General features: G+C 40.9%; 19 protein-coding genes. 17 read left to right on the plus strand and 2 right to left on the minus strand.

Annotation, left to right across the window (positions count from 1 at the left end; translation table 11 throughout):
- Window positions 1–80: 80 nt before the first annotated feature.
- The 5 genes from HMAT_RS04065 to ispE all read left to right on the plus strand — a co-directional run bounded on the left by HMAT_RS04065 (window position 81) and on the right by ispE (window position 5,224).
- Entirely contained in the window at window positions 81–1,460 is a 1,380-nt protein-coding gene (locus HMAT_RS04065; RefSeq protein WP_158655605.1) for a TolC family protein, read from the plus strand.
- Window positions 1,461–1,481: 21 nt separating this feature from the next.
- A complete protein-coding gene (locus HMAT_RS04070) occupies window positions 1,482–2,786 on the plus strand; it encodes an efflux RND transporter periplasmic adaptor subunit (RefSeq protein ID WP_104381517.1) in 1,305 nt (434 codons plus the stop codon).
- A gap of 107 nt (window positions 2,787–2,893) precedes the next feature.
- The gene (locus HMAT_RS04075; RefSeq protein ID WP_104381518.1) at window positions 2,894–3,853 is read left to right on the plus strand and encodes a helix-hairpin-helix domain-containing protein; all 960 of its coding nucleotides are present in this window, start codon (window positions 2,894–2,896) and stop codon (window positions 3,851–3,853) included.
- A complete protein-coding gene (locus HMAT_RS04080; RefSeq protein WP_104381519.1) occupies window positions 3,840–4,367 on the plus strand; it encodes an adenine phosphoribosyltransferase in 528 nt (175 codons plus the stop codon). The genes HMAT_RS04075 and HMAT_RS04080 overlap by 14 nt, the downstream gene beginning before the upstream one ends.
- 35 nt (window positions 4,368–4,402) lie before the next feature.
- A complete protein-coding gene (gene ispE / locus HMAT_RS04085; protein ID WP_104381520.1) occupies window positions 4,403–5,224 on the plus strand; it encodes a 4-(cytidine 5'-diphospho)-2-C-methyl-D-erythritol kinase in 822 nt (273 codons plus the stop codon).
- 73 nt (window positions 5,225–5,297) lie between these two features.
- On the opposite strand, the gene HMAT_RS04090 is transcribed toward ispE, so the two are convergent.
- Window positions 5,298–6,143 carry an ATP cone domain-containing protein gene (locus tag HMAT_RS04090; RefSeq protein WP_104381521.1) on the minus strand — a complete coding sequence of 282 codons (846 nt, stop codon included), beginning with the start codon at window positions 6,141–6,143 and terminating at the stop codon, window positions 5,298–5,300.
- 134 nt (window positions 6,144–6,277) lie between these two features.
- Between HMAT_RS04090 and HMAT_RS04095 the strand changes: the two genes are divergently transcribed.
- The gene (locus HMAT_RS04095) at window positions 6,278–6,574 is read left to right on the plus strand and encodes a DUF2892 domain-containing protein (protein ID WP_104381522.1); all 297 of its coding nucleotides are present in this window, start codon (window positions 6,278–6,280) and stop codon (window positions 6,572–6,574) included.
- Window positions 6,575–6,620: 46 nt separating this feature from the next.
- Window positions 6,621–6,746, plus strand: coding sequence for a hypothetical protein (locus HMAT_RS27550; protein ID WP_262508749.1), 126 nt, complete (start codon window positions 6,621–6,623; stop codon window positions 6,744–6,746).
- Window positions 6,747–6,748: 2 nt separating this feature from the next.
- On the opposite strand, the gene ychF is transcribed toward HMAT_RS27550, so the two are convergent.
- Window positions 6,749–7,849, minus strand: coding sequence for a redox-regulated ATPase YchF (ychF, locus tag HMAT_RS04100; protein ID WP_104381523.1), 1,101 nt, complete (start codon window positions 7,847–7,849; stop codon window positions 6,749–6,751).
- Window positions 7,850–7,917: 68 nt separating this feature from the next.
- On the opposite strand from ychF, the gene HMAT_RS04105 reads away from it, so the two are divergent.
- From HMAT_RS04105 to HMAT_RS04150, 10 genes are all read left to right on the plus strand, one after another.
- A complete protein-coding gene (locus HMAT_RS04105; protein WP_104381524.1) occupies window positions 7,918–8,265 on the plus strand; it encodes a Rieske (2Fe-2S) protein in 348 nt (115 codons plus the stop codon).
- Window positions 8,266–8,341: 76 nt separating this feature from the next.
- On the plus strand, window positions 8,342–9,346 hold the full coding sequence (locus HMAT_RS04110; protein WP_104381525.1) for an NAD(P)H-dependent glycerol-3-phosphate dehydrogenase: 1,005 nt from the start codon (window positions 8,342–8,344) through the stop codon (window positions 9,344–9,346).
- Window positions 9,347–9,363: 17 nt separating this feature from the next.
- On the plus strand, window positions 9,364–10,263 hold the full coding sequence (gene hemF / locus HMAT_RS04115) for an oxygen-dependent coproporphyrinogen oxidase (RefSeq protein WP_104381526.1): 900 nt from the start codon (window positions 9,364–9,366) through the stop codon (window positions 10,261–10,263).
- Window positions 10,264–10,279: 16 nt separating this feature from the next.
- Window positions 10,280–11,539 (plus strand): pitrilysin family protein, encoded by a 1,260-nt coding sequence (locus tag HMAT_RS04120; protein WP_104381527.1) that lies wholly within the window; start codon window positions 10,280–10,282, stop codon window positions 11,537–11,539.
- Window positions 11,529–12,851: a pitrilysin family protein gene (locus HMAT_RS04125; protein ID WP_104381528.1), complete on the plus strand. Its 1,323-nt coding sequence runs from the start codon at window positions 11,529–11,531 to the stop codon at window positions 12,849–12,851. The genes HMAT_RS04120 and HMAT_RS04125 overlap by 11 nt, the downstream gene beginning before the upstream one ends.
- Window positions 12,852–12,923: 72 nt before the next feature.
- Window positions 12,924–13,877 carry a 3'-5' exonuclease gene (locus HMAT_RS04130; RefSeq protein WP_104381529.1) on the plus strand — a complete coding sequence of 318 codons (954 nt, stop codon included), beginning with the start codon at window positions 12,924–12,926 and terminating at the stop codon, window positions 13,875–13,877.
- Window positions 13,878–13,904: 27 nt separating this feature from the next.
- Window positions 13,905–14,861, plus strand: coding sequence for a thioredoxin-disulfide reductase (gene trxB, locus HMAT_RS04135; RefSeq protein WP_104381530.1), 957 nt, complete (start codon window positions 13,905–13,907; stop codon window positions 14,859–14,861).
- 480 nt (window positions 14,862–15,341) lie between these two features.
- Window positions 15,342–18,395 (plus strand): TonB-dependent receptor, encoded by a 3,054-nt coding sequence (locus tag HMAT_RS04140; RefSeq protein ID WP_104381531.1) that lies wholly within the window; start codon window positions 15,342–15,344, stop codon window positions 18,393–18,395.
- 14 nt (window positions 18,396–18,409) lie between these two features.
- Entirely contained in the window at window positions 18,410–19,879 is a 1,470-nt protein-coding gene (locus tag HMAT_RS04145; protein WP_104381532.1) for a RagB/SusD family nutrient uptake outer membrane protein, read from the plus strand.
- Window positions 19,880–19,939: 60 nt separating this feature from the next.
- Window positions 19,940–21,532: an arylsulfatase gene (locus HMAT_RS04150; protein WP_104381533.1), complete on the plus strand. Its 1,593-nt coding sequence runs from the start codon at window positions 19,940–19,942 to the stop codon at window positions 21,530–21,532.
- Window positions 21,533–21,593 lie beyond the last annotated feature (61 nt).

The following is a 21,593-nucleotide window of genomic DNA, read 5'->3' on the forward strand; positions in this document are numbered from 1 at the left end:
GAAAAAAGGGGATTTGACAAAATACATAACCGATAAATGAAGTTCAAATCTATAAAAATTGTATGGTTCTACATATGAACATGAAAAGATTTTATTATTCTGCAGTAATTTTTACTGGTTTTTTTCTGGGAACGAACAACCTGATCCAAGCCCAGCAGGTCGTTGGGGTAGCCGAGGCCATACGCATGACTTTGGAACGTAATGTCCAAATAAAGCAAGCCGAGTTGAGCAAAGATCTCGCTGCGCAAGATCTATTTCAATCAAAAAGTAACTTATTGCCGGACCTAAGCGCTTCTGTTGATCAAAATTTCCGTTACGGCTTTGCCTTCGATTTGACCTCGGCGCAAATTGTCAACAATGCCTGGACCAGGACTACCGCTGGATCTGTAGGATCCAGAGTGAATTTGTTTCAAGGTTTTCAACAGGTAAATCAGATAAAAGCAAATAAATTGCAATTGGAGTCCTCTGCCACACAGGTGGATAAGGTGAAAAATGACCTTGTCCTCAATGTCTTGGTGAATTATTTGGAAGCTATTACAAATCATGAATTGATGGTAGCCAGTGAAGATCAGATTGCTTTATCAAAACAACAATTTTCATTGGACTCCATTCAGTTTTCTGTTGGAAATAAGACGTTAGCTGATATTGCGAAGTCAAAAAATCAGGTGGCTACAAATGAATTGAACAAAGTAAATTTAAAGAATTCATATGAAATGTCTTTATTAACTTTGAAACAATTGATGGAAATGCCCCCTGAAACATCAATTTCTTTGGAACGTCCGAGTTTAGAATCTGTGTTGTTAAATGCAGAAGATAAAAACGCCATAGATGTATATCAAAAGGCTTTAATAAGACAACCGGATATCCTTAAATCTGCATTGGATAAAGAGGTCGCGCTAAAACAAATTGATATTGCCAAAGGTGGGTATTACCCAACACTCAATTTGAGTGTGAGCTACGGCACAAATTATTCTTCTGCTACAACACGGCAGACTGATCCCTTGGACATTACAACGGTATATCGCGTCCCGTTTAGCCGACAGATATCGGATAATAAGTCTTTTTTCACGGGTTTATCGCTTGCAGTTCCAATTTTTTCCAAAAACCAGAATAAGGTTAATGTTGCAAAAGCAAAGATTGGTTTAAAACAGGCTGAAGCTAATGAGCAATTGGCAAAAAACAATTTAAATAAAGCTGTAAATCAGGCTGTATTGGACGTCAATGCAGCCAAGCAAAAATATACTTCGGCAACGGTGGCATTCGAAAGTGCCGAAACAGCTTATAAGGCTACTAAAGAAAGGTACGATATTGGTATGGCAAATTCACTGGAACTGTTTACCGCGCAGACAGAACGTAACAAAGCTGAATTTGATTTAATTCAGGCAAAATATAACGTAATATTCAGATCGAAGATTATTGATTATTACTTAGGAAATCCAATTCAATTCGACAACAATTAACCTATTTGATTAACAAAGGCAATGGCAAAGAAAAAACGTAGTGTAGTAAAGATTCTATTAATAGTAGTAGCGCTTCTGGCAATTTTTGTTTTTGTCGGCTTTAAGGCCGGCTGGTTTGGGAAAGGAGATATAACCAAAGTCGCTGTAGATGTGGTGAAAGATATGGATGTGGATGAATTGGTATCTGCCAGCGGAAAAATACAACCGGAAATAGAAGTTAAGCTGAGTTCTGAGGTTTCGGGTGAGGTTGTAGAACTAAATATCAAAGAAGGTGACTTTGTAAAGAAAGGACAGGTACTCTGTCGGATTAAACCAGATATCTTGCAATCTGGATACGATCGCTCTGTCGCAGCAATGAATTCGCAGCGTGCGAATCTAGCAGCGGCACAACAACAACTCAAACAACAGGAAGAAAATTTCAAAAATGTATCAGCAACTTACAAGAGAAACCAGGAGCTTTTTGAAAAAAGAGTGATTTCAGCGGCTGAAATGGATAAGAGTTCTTCGGAATACTTTTCGACGCTTGCAGCTATCCAGGCACAAAGGGAAACTGTACGGTCGACCAGATATGGTATTGATCAATCTCAAGCCTCTGTCAAGGAAGCACAGGATAACCTCAACCGAACAACGATTTATGCACCAACGGATGGTATTATCTCTTTATTGTCCATAGAACAAGGCGAACGTGTAGTTGGGACGGCACAGATGGCCGGTACTGAAATTATGCGTATAGCCAACATGTCTTCGATGGAGGTAAATGTGGATGTCAATGAGAATGATATCAATAATGTGAGAGTGGGAAATCAAGCCGAAATCGAAGTGGATGCATTTCAAGATAGGAAGTTCAAAGGTATTGTTACCGAAATCGCAAGTTCATCCAAAAATATAGCAACGACAACTGCAGCAACATCTTCGACAGATCAAGTCACAAATTTTAACGTAAAGGTTCGTATCAGCGCAGAGTCTTACCAAGATTTAGTTAAAGAAAATGTAGCTTCTCCTTTCAAGCCGGGATTATCTGCTACTGTACAGATTTTTACAAAACATGCAAAAGGTCTGGTCGTGCCGATACAGTCTGTTACTGTAAGATCCGATGATAAAGATTCAACCAATACAAATAAGAAAATACAAGAATACGTATTTATCTTAAACGGTGAAGCTGTCAAGCAAGTGCCAATTAAAACGGGGATTCAAGATGATAAGAACATTATTATCCTTTCGGGCTTGAAAAAGGGAGATCAGGTTGTTTCTCGACCATTTGATGCTATTTCCAAAACCTTAAAAGATGGAAGCAAAGTGGAAAAAGTAGATAAATCGGCGCTATAAAATTATAACGATATTAATATTTAACAAAGGGAGGAGTTTTTTAAACATCTCCCTTTTTATTTTCCTTCTAATTTATTAAATTTACGGAACCAAACCATTAACGGCTTATGAAAAGGCTATGGACTTATTTTAGATTTAATAAAACAGAGCAAAATGGTTTTTTTGTTATCTTGGTGATAATCATTTTGTTTAGTGTCATATATTCCTTGGTTCGTCGGAAGGATAAAAAGGATCCGATAGCACATCAAGTACGGGTATTTGAACAATCCTTTCATGACTCAACTGGTCTTGTAGATTATCCAAATAGGAAATTTTCTGAAGCTGCTGATTTGGAGAAGAAAGTAGCTGTAGTAGAACCGAGTGTCAAAAGTAAAGAGGGTGGTGCGAAGCTATTTTATTTTGATCCCAATAATTTACCTGTGGATGATTGGCAGAAACTTGGGCTGTCAGCTAAGCAAATTGCAGTAATCAAGAATTACGAAAAAAAAGGCGGTCGTTTTAAAGATAAAAATGATGTCAAAAAGATGTACTCCATCAATGAACAATTGTATAGAAAACTTGAGCCCTATATTAGTATAAAAAGGGAAACCACTACAGAAAATGGAACCAATAAAACGACCTTATTGTATGATAAATTTGAAACCAATAAAGCTGAACAAATAGATATCAATACTTGTGATACAACTGCCTTGATGAGTCTGAAGGGGATCGGGGCAATCCTTTCTAAGCGTATATTAAAATATAAGGAAGTACTGGGCGGTTTTTATCGTATAGAGCAATTGAAAGAAGTGTATGGTGTTACTTCCGAAACATACGCCTTGATTAAGGATAACATTACGGTGTCTAATTTAGAAGGAATCAAAAAAATCAATATTAACCAGATTGATGCGAATTCATTGGGCAAACATCCGTATCTTAGCCCAAAGGATGCGAAATTAATAGTCAATTACCGTGATCAACATGGCAATTATGCTAATATAGAGGATCTTACCAAGATAGGTACACTTTCGGATCTTGCTATCGCTAAAATCGCGCCGTATTTAATATTTGAGAATGATTCAAGATAAATTGAAATTGGAAATCCGGGATATTGTGGATTTTCCTAAACCGGGTATTGTCTTCAAAGATATTACCCCCTTGTTGAAAGATGCTGCGTTATGCAATGAGATGATAGACGCGATTATTGACCAACTTCAAGGAATAGAAATTGATGCTATTGCGGGTATTGAAAGCCGCGGATTTCTTTTTGGATTTTTGCTGGCCAACCGACTGGGTTTACCTTTTATTCCGATACGTAAACAGGGAAAATTACCATTTAAAACGATTTCTGAATCTTATGCCCTGGAATATGGTCAGGCAACAATTGAGATTCATGAAGACGCCTTTGAGCAGGGGAGCCGTATTTTGATCCATGATGATCTTTTGGCAACAGGGGGGACTGTTGTGGCGGCTAGTAAACTTATTGAAAAATTGGGTGGAGTGATCGCTGCCTATAGCTTTATTATCTCATTGGACTTTCTCAAAGCAAAAGGCCGTTTATCTCGTTTTAGTGATACGATCTCTTCACTGGTGAGCTATTAATACAAAAATATAAGTGTTGATTTAGACGACATCACATGATACTCTTCGCAAATGCTAAAATAAATATCGGGCTGCAAGTGATCGCCAAGCGGACAGACGGTTATCATGAATTGAATAGCATATTCTATCCGCTACCGCTTTATGACATCATAGAGTTGTTGGAGACAGATAAGGAACAATCTACATTGACTGTTCAGGGAGAACGTATTCCCGGAGATCAGGCGGATAATCTCTGCTTACGGGCTCATGCGTTGTTAAAAAAAGAATTTGATATTCCTTCTGTCACGATTGATTTAATCAAACAGATTCCAATAGGAGCTGGATTGGGAGGAGGATCTGCAGATGCATCTTTTGTATTGAAAGGGCTTAATGAGTTGTTTAAATTAAGCTTAACAGACCTACAATTAAAAGAATATGCGGCACAATTAGGGGCAGATTGCCCGTTCTTTATTGGAAATACGCCTGTGTTTGCAACTGGAATCGGTACAGATTTTGAAGCTGTGTCGCTTGATCTAAGTGAATACTATATCGCCCTTATTATGCCTGATATTCATATCTCAACTGCTGAGGCGTACAAAGGCGTGAAGCCAAAGGTTTCGGATGTCAACCTGGAGGAAGCGATCCGATTACCCATTCAGGAGTGGAAGTTCCTGATTCGAAATGATTTTGAAGATCGTATTTTTGACAACCATCCTTTATTGAAAGAGATCAAAGAAGCACTGTATCAGAAAGGGGCGATATATGCCTCTATGTCGGGCTCCGGTGCCGCGATTTATGGTATTTTCTGGGAAAAAACAGATCTAAGTGAATTTTCCAGCTATGGAAAAATTTATTATCCGGTTGCGCTAAATCAATAATATAAGTTTACCAAAAAATAAGCCATACCTTGCGAAATGTATGGCTTATTGCTTTTATTCAAACGTGATGCTATTAATATTCTTCTTCCACCTTATAGTCTAATAATTCACGGGCTTCTTTTAGAACTTTTTCTTTTCGATCTTTGTTGAGTCCTAGAAAATCCAGTTTTTCAGGACTGCCTACAATATCTTTTACGAGGATCACCTGATTTTTTAATAGCTGCTGTTCTTCCAGATCCGAAAGCGTGGTCAAACAGGTGACAGGGTAAAAGACTGCCTTATCAACTCTGCTCTTGATGCTATTTTCTTTCGGATAGTCCCAGGATAGTAGATTGATGCCATAATATTCCGCAAAATCAATGGAATCTGTTGTGAAATAGGCGTTCGTAATCAACCAACCCTCCTGAAATTGCAATTTTTTACCGAAAAACTCGTAATCAATCCCGCTGATATCTTTAAATCTTGACAGGTAATACATTGCTGTGGTGACGGAAATCTTAGCGTCAATATCATTTCTAAATTTACATTCTGCTGTCATTAATTTACCGTCCTTATAAGCCACGACATCCAATTCGTGGGAAACAGCATGTCCCTGTACCGTTTGTCCGGTGGTGCTTTCGTAACCGATTGAACGAAGCAGATGTGCAATATATTTTTCAAAATAAAAACCCTCTGGCCCCAGATCGCGTAGTGCTTTCTTTAGGCTGTAACGTGCAGCAAATGAGTTACGGACTGTTTTCAGCGTATCGAAAGCCAGTTGATATAGTTCCCTCGTAGAGATACCATCATATATTTCATTTACAACACGGTTGTATACTTGGCTTACCTGCTCTACATTTGCTCCCGATCGGGAAAGTGAGTGCTTTAAGGCTTCACCATTAAAAGGTACTAATTCACCGGAATATTTTTTGACTTGCATGGATATTAAATTTGATAAATACGAATATAAGTGATGTGTTTCGAGAATTCACATAAAAAACTATTATTCTATATTTAAACTTTTTTGGTTCATCATTTGTTTACATTAAGAACAATACTTAAATATAGATAATTATGAGTAACCTATTGACATTTGCATTTGATAAGATTACAGCTAAGATAAAGGATGACTGTATTGAGGAGAATATCGGAGCTTCCGAACGTGTATTATCTGTGATCGCTGGCGGCTTTATTTTAGGGTTGGGCGTTAAGAAGATTTTTAAATCACCATTGACGGGACTTTCAGGTTTGACCCTCGGCGGGACACTGATTTACCGTGGTGTGACGGGGCATTGTGACGTAAAAAAGATCCTGGAAGATAAGGATGTTAAAAAGGTAGAGGTAATCGAACATCGTTATTTTGTTAAATAGGAAATGGTGGCGTAATTTTTCGTTGAAAAATGCTGAATAGGATTTCATGAAACTGAACTCACCCTTGTTACAGCGCAACGACAGCAGCAATGCCGGATATGCAAGAAAAAACTGGAATCCGAAATTATCTTTCGGACTCCGGTTTTTCCAGTCTGATGAATTCATCAGCTAATTTTATACGTTAAAACGGAAGTGCATAATGTCTCCATCCTGTACGATATATGTTTTTCCCTCTACGGCTAGTTTTCCGGCCTCTTTTGCAGCACTTTCTGAACCTAAAGTAACAAAGTCGTCGTATTTGATCACCTCAGCACGAATAAATCCTTTCTCAAAGTCCGTGTGAATAACACCTGCCGCCTGAGGGGCAGTAAAGCCGTTTTCAATTGTCCAAGCGCGTACTTCTTGAACACCAGCAGTAAAATAGGTGGCTAAATTCAATAGTGAATATGCCGCTCTAATCAATTTGTGTACACCGGATTCCTCCAAACCAAGATCATCCAAAAACATCTTGCGTTCTTCATAACTCTCTAATTGCGCAATTTCAGATTCAATTTGCGCTGATATGATCAAGACTTCGGCTCTCTCATCTTTCACGGCTTCTTTTACACGCTCCACATAAGCATTACCTGTATTAACAGATCCTTCGTCGACATTACATACATAAAGTACAGGTTTCGCTGTTAATAAAGCCAGGTCTTGAATAAACTCAAAATCTTCGGCTTCAATCGGAGCCGTACGGGCTGATTTACCTGATTCCAAATGTTCTTTGACAACGGAAAGGATATCAAAAGTCTTTTTTGCATCTTTATCACCACCTGTTTTTGCCATTTTCTCCACTTTTTGGATACGTTTTACCACGGTATCCAAATCCTTTAGCTGCAACTCTGTATCGATGATTTCTTTATCTCTGATCGGATCTACAGAACCATCCACATGAATGACATTTCCATCATCAAAACATCTTAAAACGTGAATGATCGCATTTGTAGTACGAATATTTCCTAAGAATTGGTTACCTAATCCTTCTCCTTTTGACGCTCCTTTTACCAATCCGGCGATATCGACGATTTCAATGGTATTTGGAACGACACGTTGCGGATTGACTAACTCAGCTAATTTATTTAGACGGGCATCCGGTACGGTAATTACCCCAACATTTGGTTCAATTGTACAAAATGGAAAGTTTGCTGCCTGTGCTTTCGCATTCGACAGACAGTTAAATAATGTTGATTTACCAACGTTTGGTAAACCTACGATACCGCATTGTAAAGCCATATATAGTGCAAATTTTTGAAATTGCACAAAGATAGAAAATTCACTGTAATTTTTAACTATCTTGTGGTATGCTTCAGTGGTACAAAATTGATGACGCCCAATTTTTAAAGGATAAGGGGATAACCGAGCATAAGTTTGGTGGAAAAACCATTTGCCTGACTTGGTTTGAAGAGCAATTGCATGCTTTCTCCAGAAAATGTCCGCATGCTGGAGCTCCTTTAAAAAACGGTTGGTGTGAGCGAGGAAAAGTAATCTGTCCATTTCATCGGCATGAATTTGATCTTGTGACGGGAAAAGGCAATCCTGCTCAACATGACTTTATTCATATTTATCCTATTAAACAGGAGGGTGGTGCCCATTTTGTAGGTGTTGAGAAAGGTTTTTGGCAAAATCTTCTCGGTTCTAAAAGTAACTAAAGTATCATATCTCCCGATGTAATCGCATATCTAAGCAGTAAATAAGTATATTTGCTTTCGAAAACAAATTAGAAACATGCAGGGGAAAAAGATTGGTATAATAGGTAGCGGGAGCTGGGCCACAGCGATGATCAAGATGCTATGCGAAAATGACCAAGACAAACATATTTTTTGGTGGATTAGAAAAGAGGAAGATGCAGAATATATTCAAAAATTTAAACACAATCCAACCTATTTGAGTGGGGTTGCTGTCGATTTGAGTATTACCAGCATTGATACCAGTGCAAAAAATGTAGTTGCCAATTCAGATATTGTTATTTTAAATACGCCGGCAGCCTATTTAAAAGATGCATTAAATGGTATCACCAAGGAGGATTTCAAAGACAAAATAGTGGTATCCGCCATCAAGGGGATTATTCCGAAGGATAACTTGATTATCGGTGAGTTTTTGGAACAGCGTTATGACATCGATATAAGGCAGATTTGTGTGGTTGGTGGTCCTTGTCACGCTGAAGAAGTGGCCCTTGGGAAGTTGTCTTACTTGACATTTGGTTGTAAAAACCTGGATAATGCTGCTTCTGTGGCCTCATTTTTATCTTCTCGGGTTATTAAAACGATCCTTTCAGAAGATATTATAGGAATAGAGTTTGGGGCCGTGTTAAAGAATATTTATGCCCTTGCAGGTGGTATATGCCATGGCTTGGGTTATGGTGATAATTTTCAGGCGGTCCTGGTTTCCAACGCCATTCGTGAGATGCGCCGGTTTGTCGCTAAAGTAGATGGGGATACATCCCGGGATGTCAATACCTCTGCTTATTTAGGCGACTTGTTGGTTACAGCATATTCACAGTTCAGCCGCAACAGAACATTTGGGAATATGATCGGAAAAGGATATAGTGTGCAATCTGCCCAACTCGAAATGAACATGGTGGCTGAAGGTTATTATGCTTCGGCCTGCATTCAGGAATATGCAGAGAAGTATGCTGTCGAGTTACCTATTTGCGATGCCGTATATCAGATTTTATATGCACATCAACCTGCATCCAAAATTATTCAAGCTTTGAGTGAAAAATTAACTTAAACGTAGCGATAAAGTAGATGATAACAAAAGAAGCAATTGCTTTAGCTTATAAAGAAATTCAAGATGAAATATGCCAGGCGCTGGAGCGTTTGGACGGTTCAGCTCGATTTGAGGAAGAACTATGGGAAAGAGAAGGTGGGGGCGGCGGCCGTACGCGGATTATTCAGAATGGAAACATCTTGGAAAAAGGTGGAGTAAACTTTTCTGCTGTGCATGGTAAGCTACCTGAGAGCATTAAGAAGGCTTTTGGCGTAGATCAAGATGATTTCTTTGCCACCGGAGTTTCTATTGTTATTCACCCCAATAATCCATGGGTACCGATTATTCATATGAATATCCGGTATTTCGAATTGAACGAAGAGGTGCGCTGGTTTGGGGGAGGGATAGACCTGACGCCTCACTATGTGAATGAAGCGGACGCCCAGTTTTTTCATCAGCAATTAAAAACGGTCTGTGATAAACATAATCCAACTTTTTATGATGAATTTAAAAAATGGGCCGACGAGTATTTCTTCATTCGCCACCGACAGGAAACTCGTGGAATAGGCGGGGTATTCTACGATAAATTAAATACTGCGAAAACAGGAATGTCCATGGCGGATATTTTTGCATTTTCCTGCGATTTAGGACGTAGCTTTGCACCTACTTATACTGCATTGGTCGATAGAAACAGAAATAAGGACTATGATGAAGCGCAAAAAAATTGGCAATTGATCCGCCGGGGGCGTTACGTTGAGTTTAATTTAGTCTGGGATTCTGGTACTAAATTTGGACTTGAGACAAATGGCCGCATAGAGTCCATATTGATGAGTCTACCATCCCAGGCCAATTGGGTATATGACCATCAACCTGAAGAAGGCTCCGAAGAAGCCAAGACCTTATCCTTATTGCGAAAAGGTATTAACTGGATTTCATAAAATCGAAAAAAATTACATGGTTTCATACCAAAAATTTACGTTAGAAAACGGACTTCGTGTATTGATACATGAAGATCATAACACAGCAATGGCCTGTGTGAATATATTATACGATGTAGGCGCGCGCGATGAGTCTCCGGAGCAGACGGGTTTTGCCCATTTATTTGAGCATCTCATGTTTGGTGGTAGCGTCAATATCCCTAATTTTGATACCGAGCTGCAGAAGGTCGGTGGAGAGAATAATGCCTTCACAAGCAATGATATCACCAATTACTATATTACGTTGCCTTCATCCAATGTGGAGACTGCACTGTGGTTAGAATCCGATCGTATGTTAAGTCTGGCATTCTCACCACAGAGTCTTGAAGTACAACGAAATGTAGTGAGTGAAGAATTTAAACAACGCTATCTCAATCAGCCTTATGGTGATGCCTGGCTCAAGCTGCGCCCTCTGGCTTATAAGGTGCACCCGTATCGTTGGGCTACCATTGGAAAAGAACTAAAACATATTGAAGATGCAACGATGGCGGATGTCAAGGCCTTCTTCAAATTACACTATAATCCTCAGAGTGCAATTATGGTAATTTCGGGCGACGTTTATTATGAAGAAGTAAAATCTTTGGTTGAAAAATGGTTTGCCGATATCGAACCCGGTCAAAAGTATCACCGCCAGTTGCCACAGGAGCCTGTGCAACAGGAATTAAGAAGGGAGACTGCTTTTGCTCCGGTACCCTTAGATGCACTCTATATGGCTTTTCATGGTCCAGCGCGACTGGAAGAAGGTTATTTTGCTATGGATTTACTTTCGGATATCCTGTCCAGAGGCTCTTCATCAAGACTTTATCGAAGACTGGTGAAAGGGGAACAGGTTTTTAGCGAATTAAATGCCTACGTAATGGGCAGTATCGACAATAACTTGTTTGTGATCGAAGGTAAACCATCCGAAGGAATAACACTGGAAGAAGCGGAAAGCGCCGTATGGAGAGAGCTCGATTTATTGAAAAAAGAATTGGTGTCTGAAACGGAACTGGAAAAAGTAAAAAATAAAATCGAGTCGACAAACGTGTTTGCTGAGTTGTCCATCTTGGATAAGGCAATGAATTTGGCTTTTCATGAATTGCTTGGTGATGCCAACGGTATCAATACAGAAGTATCAAAATATCTGGCTGTAACGGCTGAGGAAGTGCAGCAACAAGCAAGAGCTATTTTTAACCCTGAAAACGCATCAATATTAATGTATAAAGCACAAGAGGAGGAGATACGTCATGTTGGATAGAACAAAAGCGCCGGAATTCCGCGAAATCGCTCATATAAGCTTGAAGGAACCAGCCAAAAAACAGTTTGCAAACGGCTTACCTGTATATGTGTTTCATTCCCCTGAACAAGAACTTGTCCGTATCGAATGGATTTTTGAGAATAAATATCTGGATGAACAAAATGAAAATCCCCTACTAAATAGTGCATTAAGTGCATTACTCAAAGAGGGCACGATGACGATGTCAAGTGCGGAGATTGCTGACAAGGTCGACTTTTATGGTGCTTTTCTTGTTCCCGAATATTCTTTCGATGTGACGTCTTTGTCGTTGTATACATTGAATAGACATAGCAAAGTGTTGTTGCCATTAGTGAAAGATATTTTAACGGAAGCATCGATTCCGCAGCAGGAGCTTGATACTTATCTTCGAAATAATAAGCAAAAGTTTCAGGTATCTATTCAAAAAAATGACTACCTGGCGCGACGCAAATTCTACAACCTGATCTTCGGTGAAAATAATCGTTATGGACGTACACCAAGACTGGAGGATTATGATGCCATTAGCCGTGAGCAATTGACGGCACTGTACCGCAAAGAAATTGTACCTAATAATTGTACCCTGATTGTTTCAGGCAATGTGTCTGATGACCTCATCAACGAACTGGAGCAGATCTTTGGCTTTGAGTGGCAAAGACCTGAGTCAGCCCTTCTTGCTGTGAGTCCCATATTGATTCAAGAGACAGGAGGTTTAGCTTACGAAGAAAAGGAAAATGCGCTACAGTCGGCTATTCGTTTGGGGAGTCAGACAATTTCGAGAATGCATCCGGATTACCCGGCACTACAGTTTGTTAATACACTGTTAGGTGGATTTTTTGGTTCAAGGCTAATGCGTAATATACGCGAGGAAAAAGGGTATACCTATAGTATCGGATCGGCTGTGGCCACGTTAAAACATACCGGTTTCTTGACCATTGCTACAGAAGTCGGTGTAGATGTAACCAATGCAACTTTAGTCGAGATAGAAAAAGAGATCAATCTGCTGAAAACCACACTGGCTTCTGAAGAGGAAGTTGATTTGGTAAAAACGTATATGGAAGGATCTCTATTGGGATCATTGGAGAGTATATTTTCTCATGCTGATAAATTCAAAAGCGTATTGTTGAACGACATGAGCCTAACGTATTATTCTTATTACATGGAGCAAGTTAAAAATATGACGCCCGAAAAAGTTCGTGATATTGCAGATAAATACCTTGATTTTGAGCAAATGGTAAAGGTTGTTGTGGGTAAGTTCAATCAATTCGAACCGATTCATCAAGCGGTTGTAAATTAAATTTCACAGACTACAAAAATCAAATCCAACTTTGTATTTTTGGTTTTTGTTTAAAAAAACATACGATCCAGCATGGAATTAAAATTAAAGAGGCCGTTGGTATTTTTCGATTTAGAGACAACAGGAGTTAATGTTGCGACCGATCGAATTGTAGAAGTATCATTTTTGAAAGTGATGCCCAGCGGTGAAGAAACAGTATATACGAAGAAAATCAATCCAGAAAGACCGATTCCTGCGGAATCAACGTTTTTTCATGGCATTCGTGACGAGGACATTAAAGATGCGCCAACATTTAAAGCAATTGCAGCAGAATTGGCCACTTTTATCGGCGAGTCGGACTTGGCAGGATATAATTCCAATAAGTTCGATGTGCCTATGCTCATGGAAGAGTTTTTACGTGCAGGCGTAGATTTTTCTTTGGAAGGACGTGCCTTTGTTGATGTACAGAACATCTTCCATCAAATGGAACAACGTACATTAAAGGCAGCCTATAAGTTCTATTGCGATGAGAACCTTGAAAATGCACATACCGCGGAGGCAGATGTACGTGCTACTTATGAAGTGCTGAAAGCACAATTGACCAAATATGAGGGTGCCGCATTCGAGGATCGTCATGGCGTGGTTTCATATCCCGTTGTCAATGATGTGGCGGCATTACATGAGTTTACAAACTTAAGTAAACCTGTAGATTTTGCCGGACGTATTGTATATAACGAAGACGGATTGGAAACCATTAATTTTGGTAAACACAAAGGCAAGCCTATCGTAGACGTATTTGAGCAGGAACCCAGTTATTATGCCTGGATGCAGAATGGTGATTTTCCTTTATATACCAAAAAAGTACTGGAAAATATCTGGGTAAGATATAAGAAAGAAAAAAGTGAGCAAAAAGCAAAAGCAGCACCCGCTCATTCGATAGAGGATAAAAAAACTGCTAAAAAGGAGTTCAATCAGCAAAAAGAAGAGGTACCCCAAAGTATCTCTCTGGACATGCTGAAAGGATTGCAAGATAAATTTAAAAAATAACTTTATTAATAGCTTAGAAAAAGGATTATGGAATTCAAACAAGAAGTGGAGCATGTACAATGTTTGATTATTGGTTCAGGTCCAGCGGGATATACTGCAGCAATTTATGCAGCTCGTGCAGATATGAAACCGGTAGTTTATACAGGTATTGTACCGGGGGGGCAGTTGACACAAACAACAGAAGTGGACAATTTTCCGGGGTACCCAAAAGGGATTACTGGTCCAGTTATGATGGAAGATTTACGGGAGCAAGCTGAACGCTTTGGAACTTCCGTGCGCTTTGGTTATGTGACAAAAGTAGACTTCACAGGCGATGTACATCGTGTAGAAATAGACGGAACAGTACAGGTTACAGCAGACACGGTGATCATTGCTACAGGAGCAACAGCGAAGTGGCTGGGCTTGGAATCTGAACAAAAATATAACGGTTTTGGGGTATCAGCTTGTGCTGTATGTGATGGGTTTTTCTTTAAAAATCAGGAAGTTGCCATCGTAGGGGCCGGCGACACTGCTGCAGAGGAGGCAACTTATCTCGCCAAATTATGTTCGAAAGTACATATGTTGGTGCGTCGTGATGAATTCCGCGCTTCCAAAGCGATGGTGCACCGTGTAATGAATACGCCAAATATCGAAGTCCATTATAACTCCGAAGCAAAAGAAGTTTTAGGTGACGGTCAGGTAGTGACTGGGATCCGAGTGATCAACAACAAAGACCAATCTGAAAAAGATCTGGAGGTAACAGGCTTTTTCGTGGCAATAGGTCATAAACCGAATACTGAATTATTTACAGGGGTATTGGAGATGGACGAAACAGGATATCTGATTACTAAACCAGATAGTACGGCAACCAATATATCGGGGGTATTTGCCTGTGGAGATGTACAGGACAATATATTCCGTCAAGCAATTACTGCGGCCGGTACCGGTTGTATGGCAGCGCTTGAAGCAGAAAGATATCTTGCTGCCAAAGAAAGCGGGGAGTAGAACGACAAAAAATAGGGGATTCCGAATGGTGTATATCCCCGTTAAAATAAATGGATTAACTATCTGTAGCAATAAGCCCGATTTAATATTGGGCTTATTTTTTTTGCATACGACTATCCGGTTAGATGGATTCATCATATAAAAATAGTTTTCAAAAAGACTACTAAACAAGTAGTCTTTTTGAAAACTATTTTTATATTTGTACTGTCGTTAACAATTGGCGTTGGCAACGAAGATAAAATCTAGACTACAAATTTTGAACAAGTATGAAAAACGACTATCTAACCGCTTCTGTAAGCAACCGAGAAACTACCCCAATTTTTAAATCCTTCCTTTTCATTTGTCGAATGCGAATGTGCCGCTGAGCACTTCCTTTTTTCTTGTTTATGCTTCATTAAGCAAGTAATTCGAGTTTTAAAAAAACAAAAGTACCAATGGCGTTGGCACTTGTTTTCGTATTCACATTAAATAGAACTGACAATGAAAAATTTCAGCGTACTCTCGTATGCTATTTTAGCCGTGCTTTTGCTGTACACCTTTGCGTCGGTACAGGCACAGCAGCCTCAACCGATCATCAACGCATCCCTAATAGGAACGGTAATAGATGCGACAACCAAAGAGCCCATTGAAGGAGTGACCATACAATTGGAAGCTGTGACACATAGTGTAAAAACAGACCGTAATGGTAAATTCCAATTTGTCACAGGGCAGAAACTTCCTTTTACCCTTATCTTAACCTTTGTTGGTTATCAGAAGAAAAAGATCATCGTAAATACCTCACCAGCCGTTATCCAGCTATCTCCTTCGTCCGAAGATCTTGAAGAAGTCGTGGTGGTGGGATACGGAACCCAAAAACGCCGTGATTTGACAGGAGCGGTGGCATCCTTGCCGGAAAATCTGCTCAAGCAGCCTGTGGCTTCTCTCGATCAGACCTTGAAAGGTGGGATTTCTGGTGTTCAGGTTACGCAAACGTCGGGGCAGCCCGGGGGCGGAGTGAGTATCCGTATACGTGGGGGTGCATCCGTACAAGGCGGAAATGAACCGCTATATGTCATTGATGGCTTTCCAGTCTATAATCAGACGGAAAGCACAGGCGTCGGGAGCGGAACCCCCGTAAATCCCCTAGCCAGTATTAATCCTGCGGACATTGAAAGTATTGAAGTATTGAAAGACGCTGCAGCGACGGCAATATATGGCTCACGTGGGGCAAACGGCGTTATTTTGGTGACCACCAAAAAAGGAAAAGCCGGACATGTACAGTTGAACTATGATGGTAGTATCGGAGCACAAAGTGTGCTCAAAAAAATTGACGTCTTGAATGCCCATGATTTTGCCGTTCTTCGAAACGAGGCGTTGTATGATGCTAACCCTAGTCTGGGGCCAAATCAATATCGCAAACAGACAGAGCTGGATCAATTGGGCGAAGGGACAAATTGGCAACAGGAAGCCTTTCGGACCGGCAAAATACAAAACCACCAATTGTCATTGTCCGGAGGAGCTGAGAAAGTGCAGTACTTTTTGGGAGCAAATTATTTCGATCAGGAAGGCGTCATTATAAATACAAACTTCAGGCGTTTGGGATTCCGTTCTAACATCAATGCAAATCCCTTCGATCGTTTGCAGGTAGGAGCCAATTTGTCCATTAATAAAACAAATGCGCAGATCGCTCCATCAGGTATCGTGAATGCACTGCTGATTATGCCGCCTACGGCTACAATATACGATCCCAACGGCGGCTACACCCTACGCAATCCCTTTGAGAACATCTTTGCTAATCCTATTGCGACGTTGAAAGAAACCACAAATACAACAAATGGTTTACGTGTTTTAGGTACTTCCTTTGCACAGTACCGTATTTTAAAAGGGCTACAGGCGAAAGTGCTTCTTGGGGTTGATCTCAATAACCGCAATGACAAATTCTATCTTCCATCCTATATCTATGAAGGTGCCGGATCTCAGGGGGAAGCAAGTTTGGGAAATTTAAATGGCACTTCTTGGCTGAATGAGAATACCTTAACCTATACCGGGGTTATCGGGCAACATAATTTCAATGCGTTGCTGGGTTTTACACAGCAGGAAAATAAAAATGAAGTGTTCAGTGCCGGGGCACAGAATTTTGTTACAGACGATTTGCTTTTCAATAACCTGCAGAGTGGATCTATCCTCACAAGACCTACCTCGGATACCTATAATTGGGTGTTGCATTCCTATTTGGCGCGGGTCAACTATAATTATGCGAACAAATATTATGTTTCGGCGAGTGTACGCCGTGACGGCAGCTCCAGATTTGGCGCTGACAATAAATGGGGAAATTTTCCCTCATTGGCATTCTCATGGCGTATAATAAACGAGCCCTTTTTTAAACAGGTTTTCCCCGGTATTGATGATTTTAAAATACGTACTAGCTTCGGCACAACCGGTAATCAGGAGATCGGGCAATATCAATCACTCTCTACCTTGTATAGTTTAAATTACCTCTTTGGAAATAATGTGATCACAGGATTTGCATCACAACGGGTGCCGAATAAGAACTTGGGTTGGGAGACTACCTTTCAATATGATGCCGGTTTCGACCTTTCACTTTTGAGAAATCGATTACAGTTTACCGTCGACTATTATTATAAAAAGACAAAAGACCTTTTGTTGAATGTGGAGATTCCCTGGACCTCAGGTTATGCAACTTCATTGCAAAATTTTGGTTCTGTTTCAAATAAGGGTCTAGAGTTTGGCCTGAAATCAAAAAATCTACAGGGAAACCTCAGTTGGAATACAGATCTAAATGTCTCTTTTAACCGAAATAATGTGTTAACTATCGGTGGAGGCGCCACGTCTTATATCACAGGCAACTATATTATTAAAGTAGGAGAACCATTGGGGACTTTTTATGGAACTGTTATCGATGGTATTCTACAATCGGGCGAGGAGAAAACTAAGGGAGCATTGACTGGCAATGCAAATCCGAAAGCCGGCGATCGCTTGTATAAGGACATCAATGGCGATGGCCAGTTTACCACTGCCAACGACCGGACCATCATCGGCAACGCGCAGCCTGATTTTATATTCGGTATCAGCAATACGCTTTCTTACAAAGGATTTGACCTATCTTTCCTGATTCAGGGAACAGTTGGCAACGACCTGCTGAATATCAACCGCCAAAACCTCGAGATGTTTACTGGTCAACAGAACGCTTCAATTGATGCGCTTAACCGTTGGACACCAGACAATCCAAGTCAGCTATACCCGAGAGCCAAGCTTGACCCGGCTCCGGTATTCTCGAATCAATTTGTTGAAAGCGGATCATTTGCGCGACTGAAGTCTCTGCAACTTGGTTATAGCTTTCCGAAAGAATGGTTGAAAAATGCGCATATCGCGAATTTGAACCTATACCTGGCAGCACAAAATCTATTGACATGGACTAGCTATCGAGGATTTGACCCTGAGGTAACCTCAGGTAGCAATGTCCAGATTGGTACGGATGCTGGAATTTATCCAGCTAATAAGTCTGTTTCTGTTGGTATATCCTTAACCTTCTAATTTTACAGATTCCAATGAAAAAAATATATTATTCTATTCCTCTATTGTCCGTTTTGTTAACGGGAATCTCCTGTTCAAAATTGACCGAGAAGCCCGAAAGCGCATTGGTTTCGGAGCAGTTTTACCTGAATCAAGGACAGGCAGTAGCCGCAGTAACAGGCACTTATCGAAAACTATACGAGACGGGGCAATCGTTGTACAACAGCTTATTCCAGATCGGTGTGGAGATGGCAACAGATGACTATGAAGCGGGACCCCGGGCACGAAATGCCCATGTGCGCGCCATCAGTAATTTAACCCATGACGCCTCAAACGATCGGATGGAACAGCTCTGGAAACAGAGTTATGATGCCATTAATGCGTCAAATCTAAATATCGTTAACATCGAAGCGATGAACCAAAATCAGATTGATGCCACGGTACAGCAGCGTCTGGTCAACGAAGCCAAATTTCTGCGTGCATTACATTACTTCAATCTGGTGCGCTGGTTTGGCCCTGTTCCGCTTGTCTTACGTCCTACAGAAGGCTTATCAGCACAAGAATTATACGTGGCGAAAGCTTCAGAAGACGAGGTATATACACAGGTTATAAACGATTTAAAAGCTGCCTCCAATCTCCCGAATTACAAGAATTATGGCGATGCGGACAAAGGTCGTGCTACATCCGGGGCGGCTAAAAGCCTCCTGGCCAAGGTGTACCTAACCCGGTCAGATTGGACTAATGCCAAACTTTTGGCCAAGGATGTGATTGAGAAAGAGGGATATGCACTTTTTCCGGATTTTTCAGATGTCTTCGATATAGATAAAAAAAATGGTATTGAACATATTTTTTCAGCGCAGTTTAAAGGAAATAGTGGTTACCAAGGGAATTCATTAGCCAGTCGTTCCGCTCCGGCGGATATACCCGGTATCAATGGGGACTATGCGGATGCCCTACATGTCGAGGGTGGCCTGTACAAGAGCTTTGCGGTGACTGATAAACGTCTTTCCGTAACGTTTACCAATGGCATGATATCACCCAAAGATGGAAAATATTATGCACTAGCCAAACCACAATTCAATAAGTATTATGACCAGACCGTAGTCGGCAACCAGGCCCAGTCTTCCAAGAATACACCCATCATACGATATGCTGAGGTCCTGCTTATTTTGGCAGAAGCGGAAAATGAGTTAAACGGACCAACGCAGGAAGCGCGTGATGCGATCAATGCTGTTCGTATACGCGCTGGCGTTGAAAAGCTGTCCGATACGGAAAGCAAAGATAGCTTTCGGGAATTGGTATTTGAGGAACGACGCAAGGAATTGGTCTACGAATACCAGCGTTGGTTTGATTTGGTACGTCGCGGGGCAAGTTATTACATCACAAAACTAAAGGCTGCAGGCAAAACAAATGCTGCAGCGAGACATCTTCATTTTCCAACACCACAACGGGAGCTGAATTTGAATCCAAAATTGGTTCAACATCCAGACTGGCTGGCTAAATAGCCAATGGTATCGCTGTATGGGCTAATCTATTTTTATTCGTACTACAAAACATCATAAATTATGAAAACAATATACATTCTTATCGCACTTTGTCTAAGCTGGACGCTGAATAGGAGTATTGCACAGGACAAACGACCAAATATCATATTAATTCTGGTTGACGACTTGGGTTTTTCAGACATAGCACCTTATGGCGGAACAGACTTTCATACGCCAAATTTAACGGAGCTGGCAAAACAGGGGACACGTTTCCAGGAGTTTTATAATAATTCAATTTGTGCGCCGACGCGAGCGACATTACTGACAGGACAATATGCACATCGCGCCGGTATGGGGTATTTTAACGTTAACCTTGGCCTGCCGGCATACCAAGGCTTTTTAAACAACGAGTCACTGACGCTGGCGGAAGTACTAAAAGGAGCGGGCTATTCTACCATTATCTCCGGAAAATGGCATGTTGGCGATGATTATGACCAATGGCCTGCGCAACGTGGTTTTGAACGCTCCTTTAATTTTGTGGGTGGAGCTTCCAATTTTTATGAAATCAATGGACCTGAAAATCCTACCGTGCCTTTGTACCGAAATAATAAACCTTTCTATTTACCACAAGGGCGTTACCTCACGGATGAGATTACTGATCAGGCAATTGGCTTTCTGCGTGAACAAGAGCAGGATAAAAAACCGTTTTTTCTGTATCTCGCCTTTAACGCACCACATTGGCCTTTGCAGGCTCCGGAAGAAGAAACCCAAAAATACGAGGGCGTATACCGGCAGGGCTGGGATAGCCTGCGTGTGAAACGTTATGAAAATGCCGTTCAAAGTGGAGTTTTTCCGAAAGGACAGCCTATTTCGACAAAGGATTCAAGTGTACAGGAATGGAACAAGCTCACCTATGACGAACAGCAATATTGGCAACGTCGACAGCAGGTATTTGCTGCCATGGTCGATCGCGTCGACCAGAGTATCGGAAAAGTGCGACAAACCTTGAAGGAACTGAAAAAAGACAAGAATACCATTATCATCTTTTTGTCCGATAACGGTGCACAGGGCGGTGATCGCAACCGCATCTATACCTCGCGGAATACGGAGACTGTAGGGTTGCCGGGTTCCTATGATATGCAAAATAGCAATTGGTCACAAACAGGCAACTCGCCCTTGCGGAGCTACAAGGATAATCCTTATGAAGGCGGTATCGGTGCACCGTTTATTGTCTGGTTTCCAAAGGAAGTGAAAGCCAACGTCGTCAAGAAAGGTACGGGACACCTGATTGATATCGCCCCTACATTATATGATTTTGCCAAAGCAAAATATCCGTCAACAGAGGACAACTTATCCATCAATCCCTTACCGGGCATTAGTCTGAGAGCCTTATTGCATACCGATAAAAATCAGGTCGAGCGTCCGACTCCATTATTTTGGGAACGAGCCGGCAACACAGCTGTACGGTATGGTAAATGGAAACTAGTGTCTTTATTCAAAGAGGGGAATAAACCACAGCTGTACAATATCGATGTGGACAGGGGGGAAAACAATAATGTCGCAGATCAATACCCGGAAATTGTTGAAGATCTCGAAGCGCGTTATAAGCTTTGGGCAAAGGAGAATGGGGTGGTGGACTATAAACTGCTGAAAATAAACAGTCAGTTTCGCTAGGCATAAAAGGTTGGCTTATGAAAATTCATGATGATGTATTCGAACCGAGTGAAAAGAGTTC

This window comes from Sphingobacterium sp. HMA12, from assembly GCF_002933815.1.
Lineage (GTDB): Bacteria > Bacteroidota > Bacteroidia > Sphingobacteriales > Sphingobacteriaceae > Sphingobacterium.

What these genes read in the sequence shown, in the direction of transcription:
- HMAT_RS04065 (WP_158655605.1), top strand. Translation starts at nt 81, where the DNA reads ATGAAAAGATTTTATTATTCTGCAGTAATTTTTACTGGTTTTTTTCTG.
- HMAT_RS04070 (WP_104381517.1), top strand. Translation starts at nt 1,482, where the DNA reads ATGGCAAAGAAAAAACGTAGTGTAGTAAAGATTCTATTAATAGTAGTA.
- HMAT_RS04075 (WP_104381518.1), top strand. Translation starts at nt 2,894, where the DNA reads ATGAAAAGGCTATGGACTTATTTTAGATTTAATAAAACAGAGCAAAAT.
- HMAT_RS04080 (WP_104381519.1), top strand. Translation starts at nt 3,840, where the DNA reads ATGATTCAAGATAAATTGAAATTGGAAATCCGGGATATTGTGGATTTT.
- ispE (WP_104381520.1), top strand. Translation starts at nt 4,403, where the DNA reads ATGATACTCTTCGCAAATGCTAAAATAAATATCGGGCTGCAAGTGATC.
- HMAT_RS04090 (WP_104381521.1), bottom strand. Translation starts at nt 6,143, where the DNA reads ATGCAAGTCAAAAAATATTCCGGTGAATTAGTACCTTTTAATGGTGAA.
- HMAT_RS04095 (WP_104381522.1), top strand. Translation starts at nt 6,278, where the DNA reads ATGAGTAACCTATTGACATTTGCATTTGATAAGATTACAGCTAAGATA.
- HMAT_RS27550 (WP_262508749.1), top strand. Translation starts at nt 6,621, where the DNA reads ATGAAACTGAACTCACCCTTGTTACAGCGCAACGACAGCAGCAATGCC.
- ychF (WP_104381523.1), bottom strand. Translation starts at nt 7,849, where the DNA reads ATGGCTTTACAATGCGGTATCGTAGGTTTACCAAACGTTGGTAAATCA.
- HMAT_RS04105 (WP_104381524.1), top strand. Translation starts at nt 7,918, where the DNA reads ATGCTTCAGTGGTACAAAATTGATGACGCCCAATTTTTAAAGGATAAG.
- HMAT_RS04110 (WP_104381525.1), top strand. Translation starts at nt 8,342, where the DNA reads ATGCAGGGGAAAAAGATTGGTATAATAGGTAGCGGGAGCTGGGCCACA.
- hemF (WP_104381526.1), top strand. Translation starts at nt 9,364, where the DNA reads ATGATAACAAAAGAAGCAATTGCTTTAGCTTATAAAGAAATTCAAGAT.
- HMAT_RS04120 (WP_104381527.1), top strand. Translation starts at nt 10,280, where the DNA reads ATGGTTTCATACCAAAAATTTACGTTAGAAAACGGACTTCGTGTATTG.
- HMAT_RS04125 (WP_104381528.1), top strand. Translation starts at nt 11,529, where the DNA reads ATGTTGGATAGAACAAAAGCGCCGGAATTCCGCGAAATCGCTCATATA.
- HMAT_RS04130 (WP_104381529.1), top strand. Translation starts at nt 12,924, where the DNA reads ATGGAATTAAAATTAAAGAGGCCGTTGGTATTTTTCGATTTAGAGACA.
- trxB (WP_104381530.1), top strand. Translation starts at nt 13,905, where the DNA reads ATGGAATTCAAACAAGAAGTGGAGCATGTACAATGTTTGATTATTGGT.
- HMAT_RS04140 (WP_104381531.1), top strand. Translation starts at nt 15,342, where the DNA reads ATGAAAAATTTCAGCGTACTCTCGTATGCTATTTTAGCCGTGCTTTTG.
- HMAT_RS04145 (WP_104381532.1), top strand. Translation starts at nt 18,410, where the DNA reads ATGAAAAAAATATATTATTCTATTCCTCTATTGTCCGTTTTGTTAACG.
- HMAT_RS04150 (WP_104381533.1), top strand. Translation starts at nt 19,940, where the DNA reads ATGAAAACAATATACATTCTTATCGCACTTTGTCTAAGCTGGACGCTG.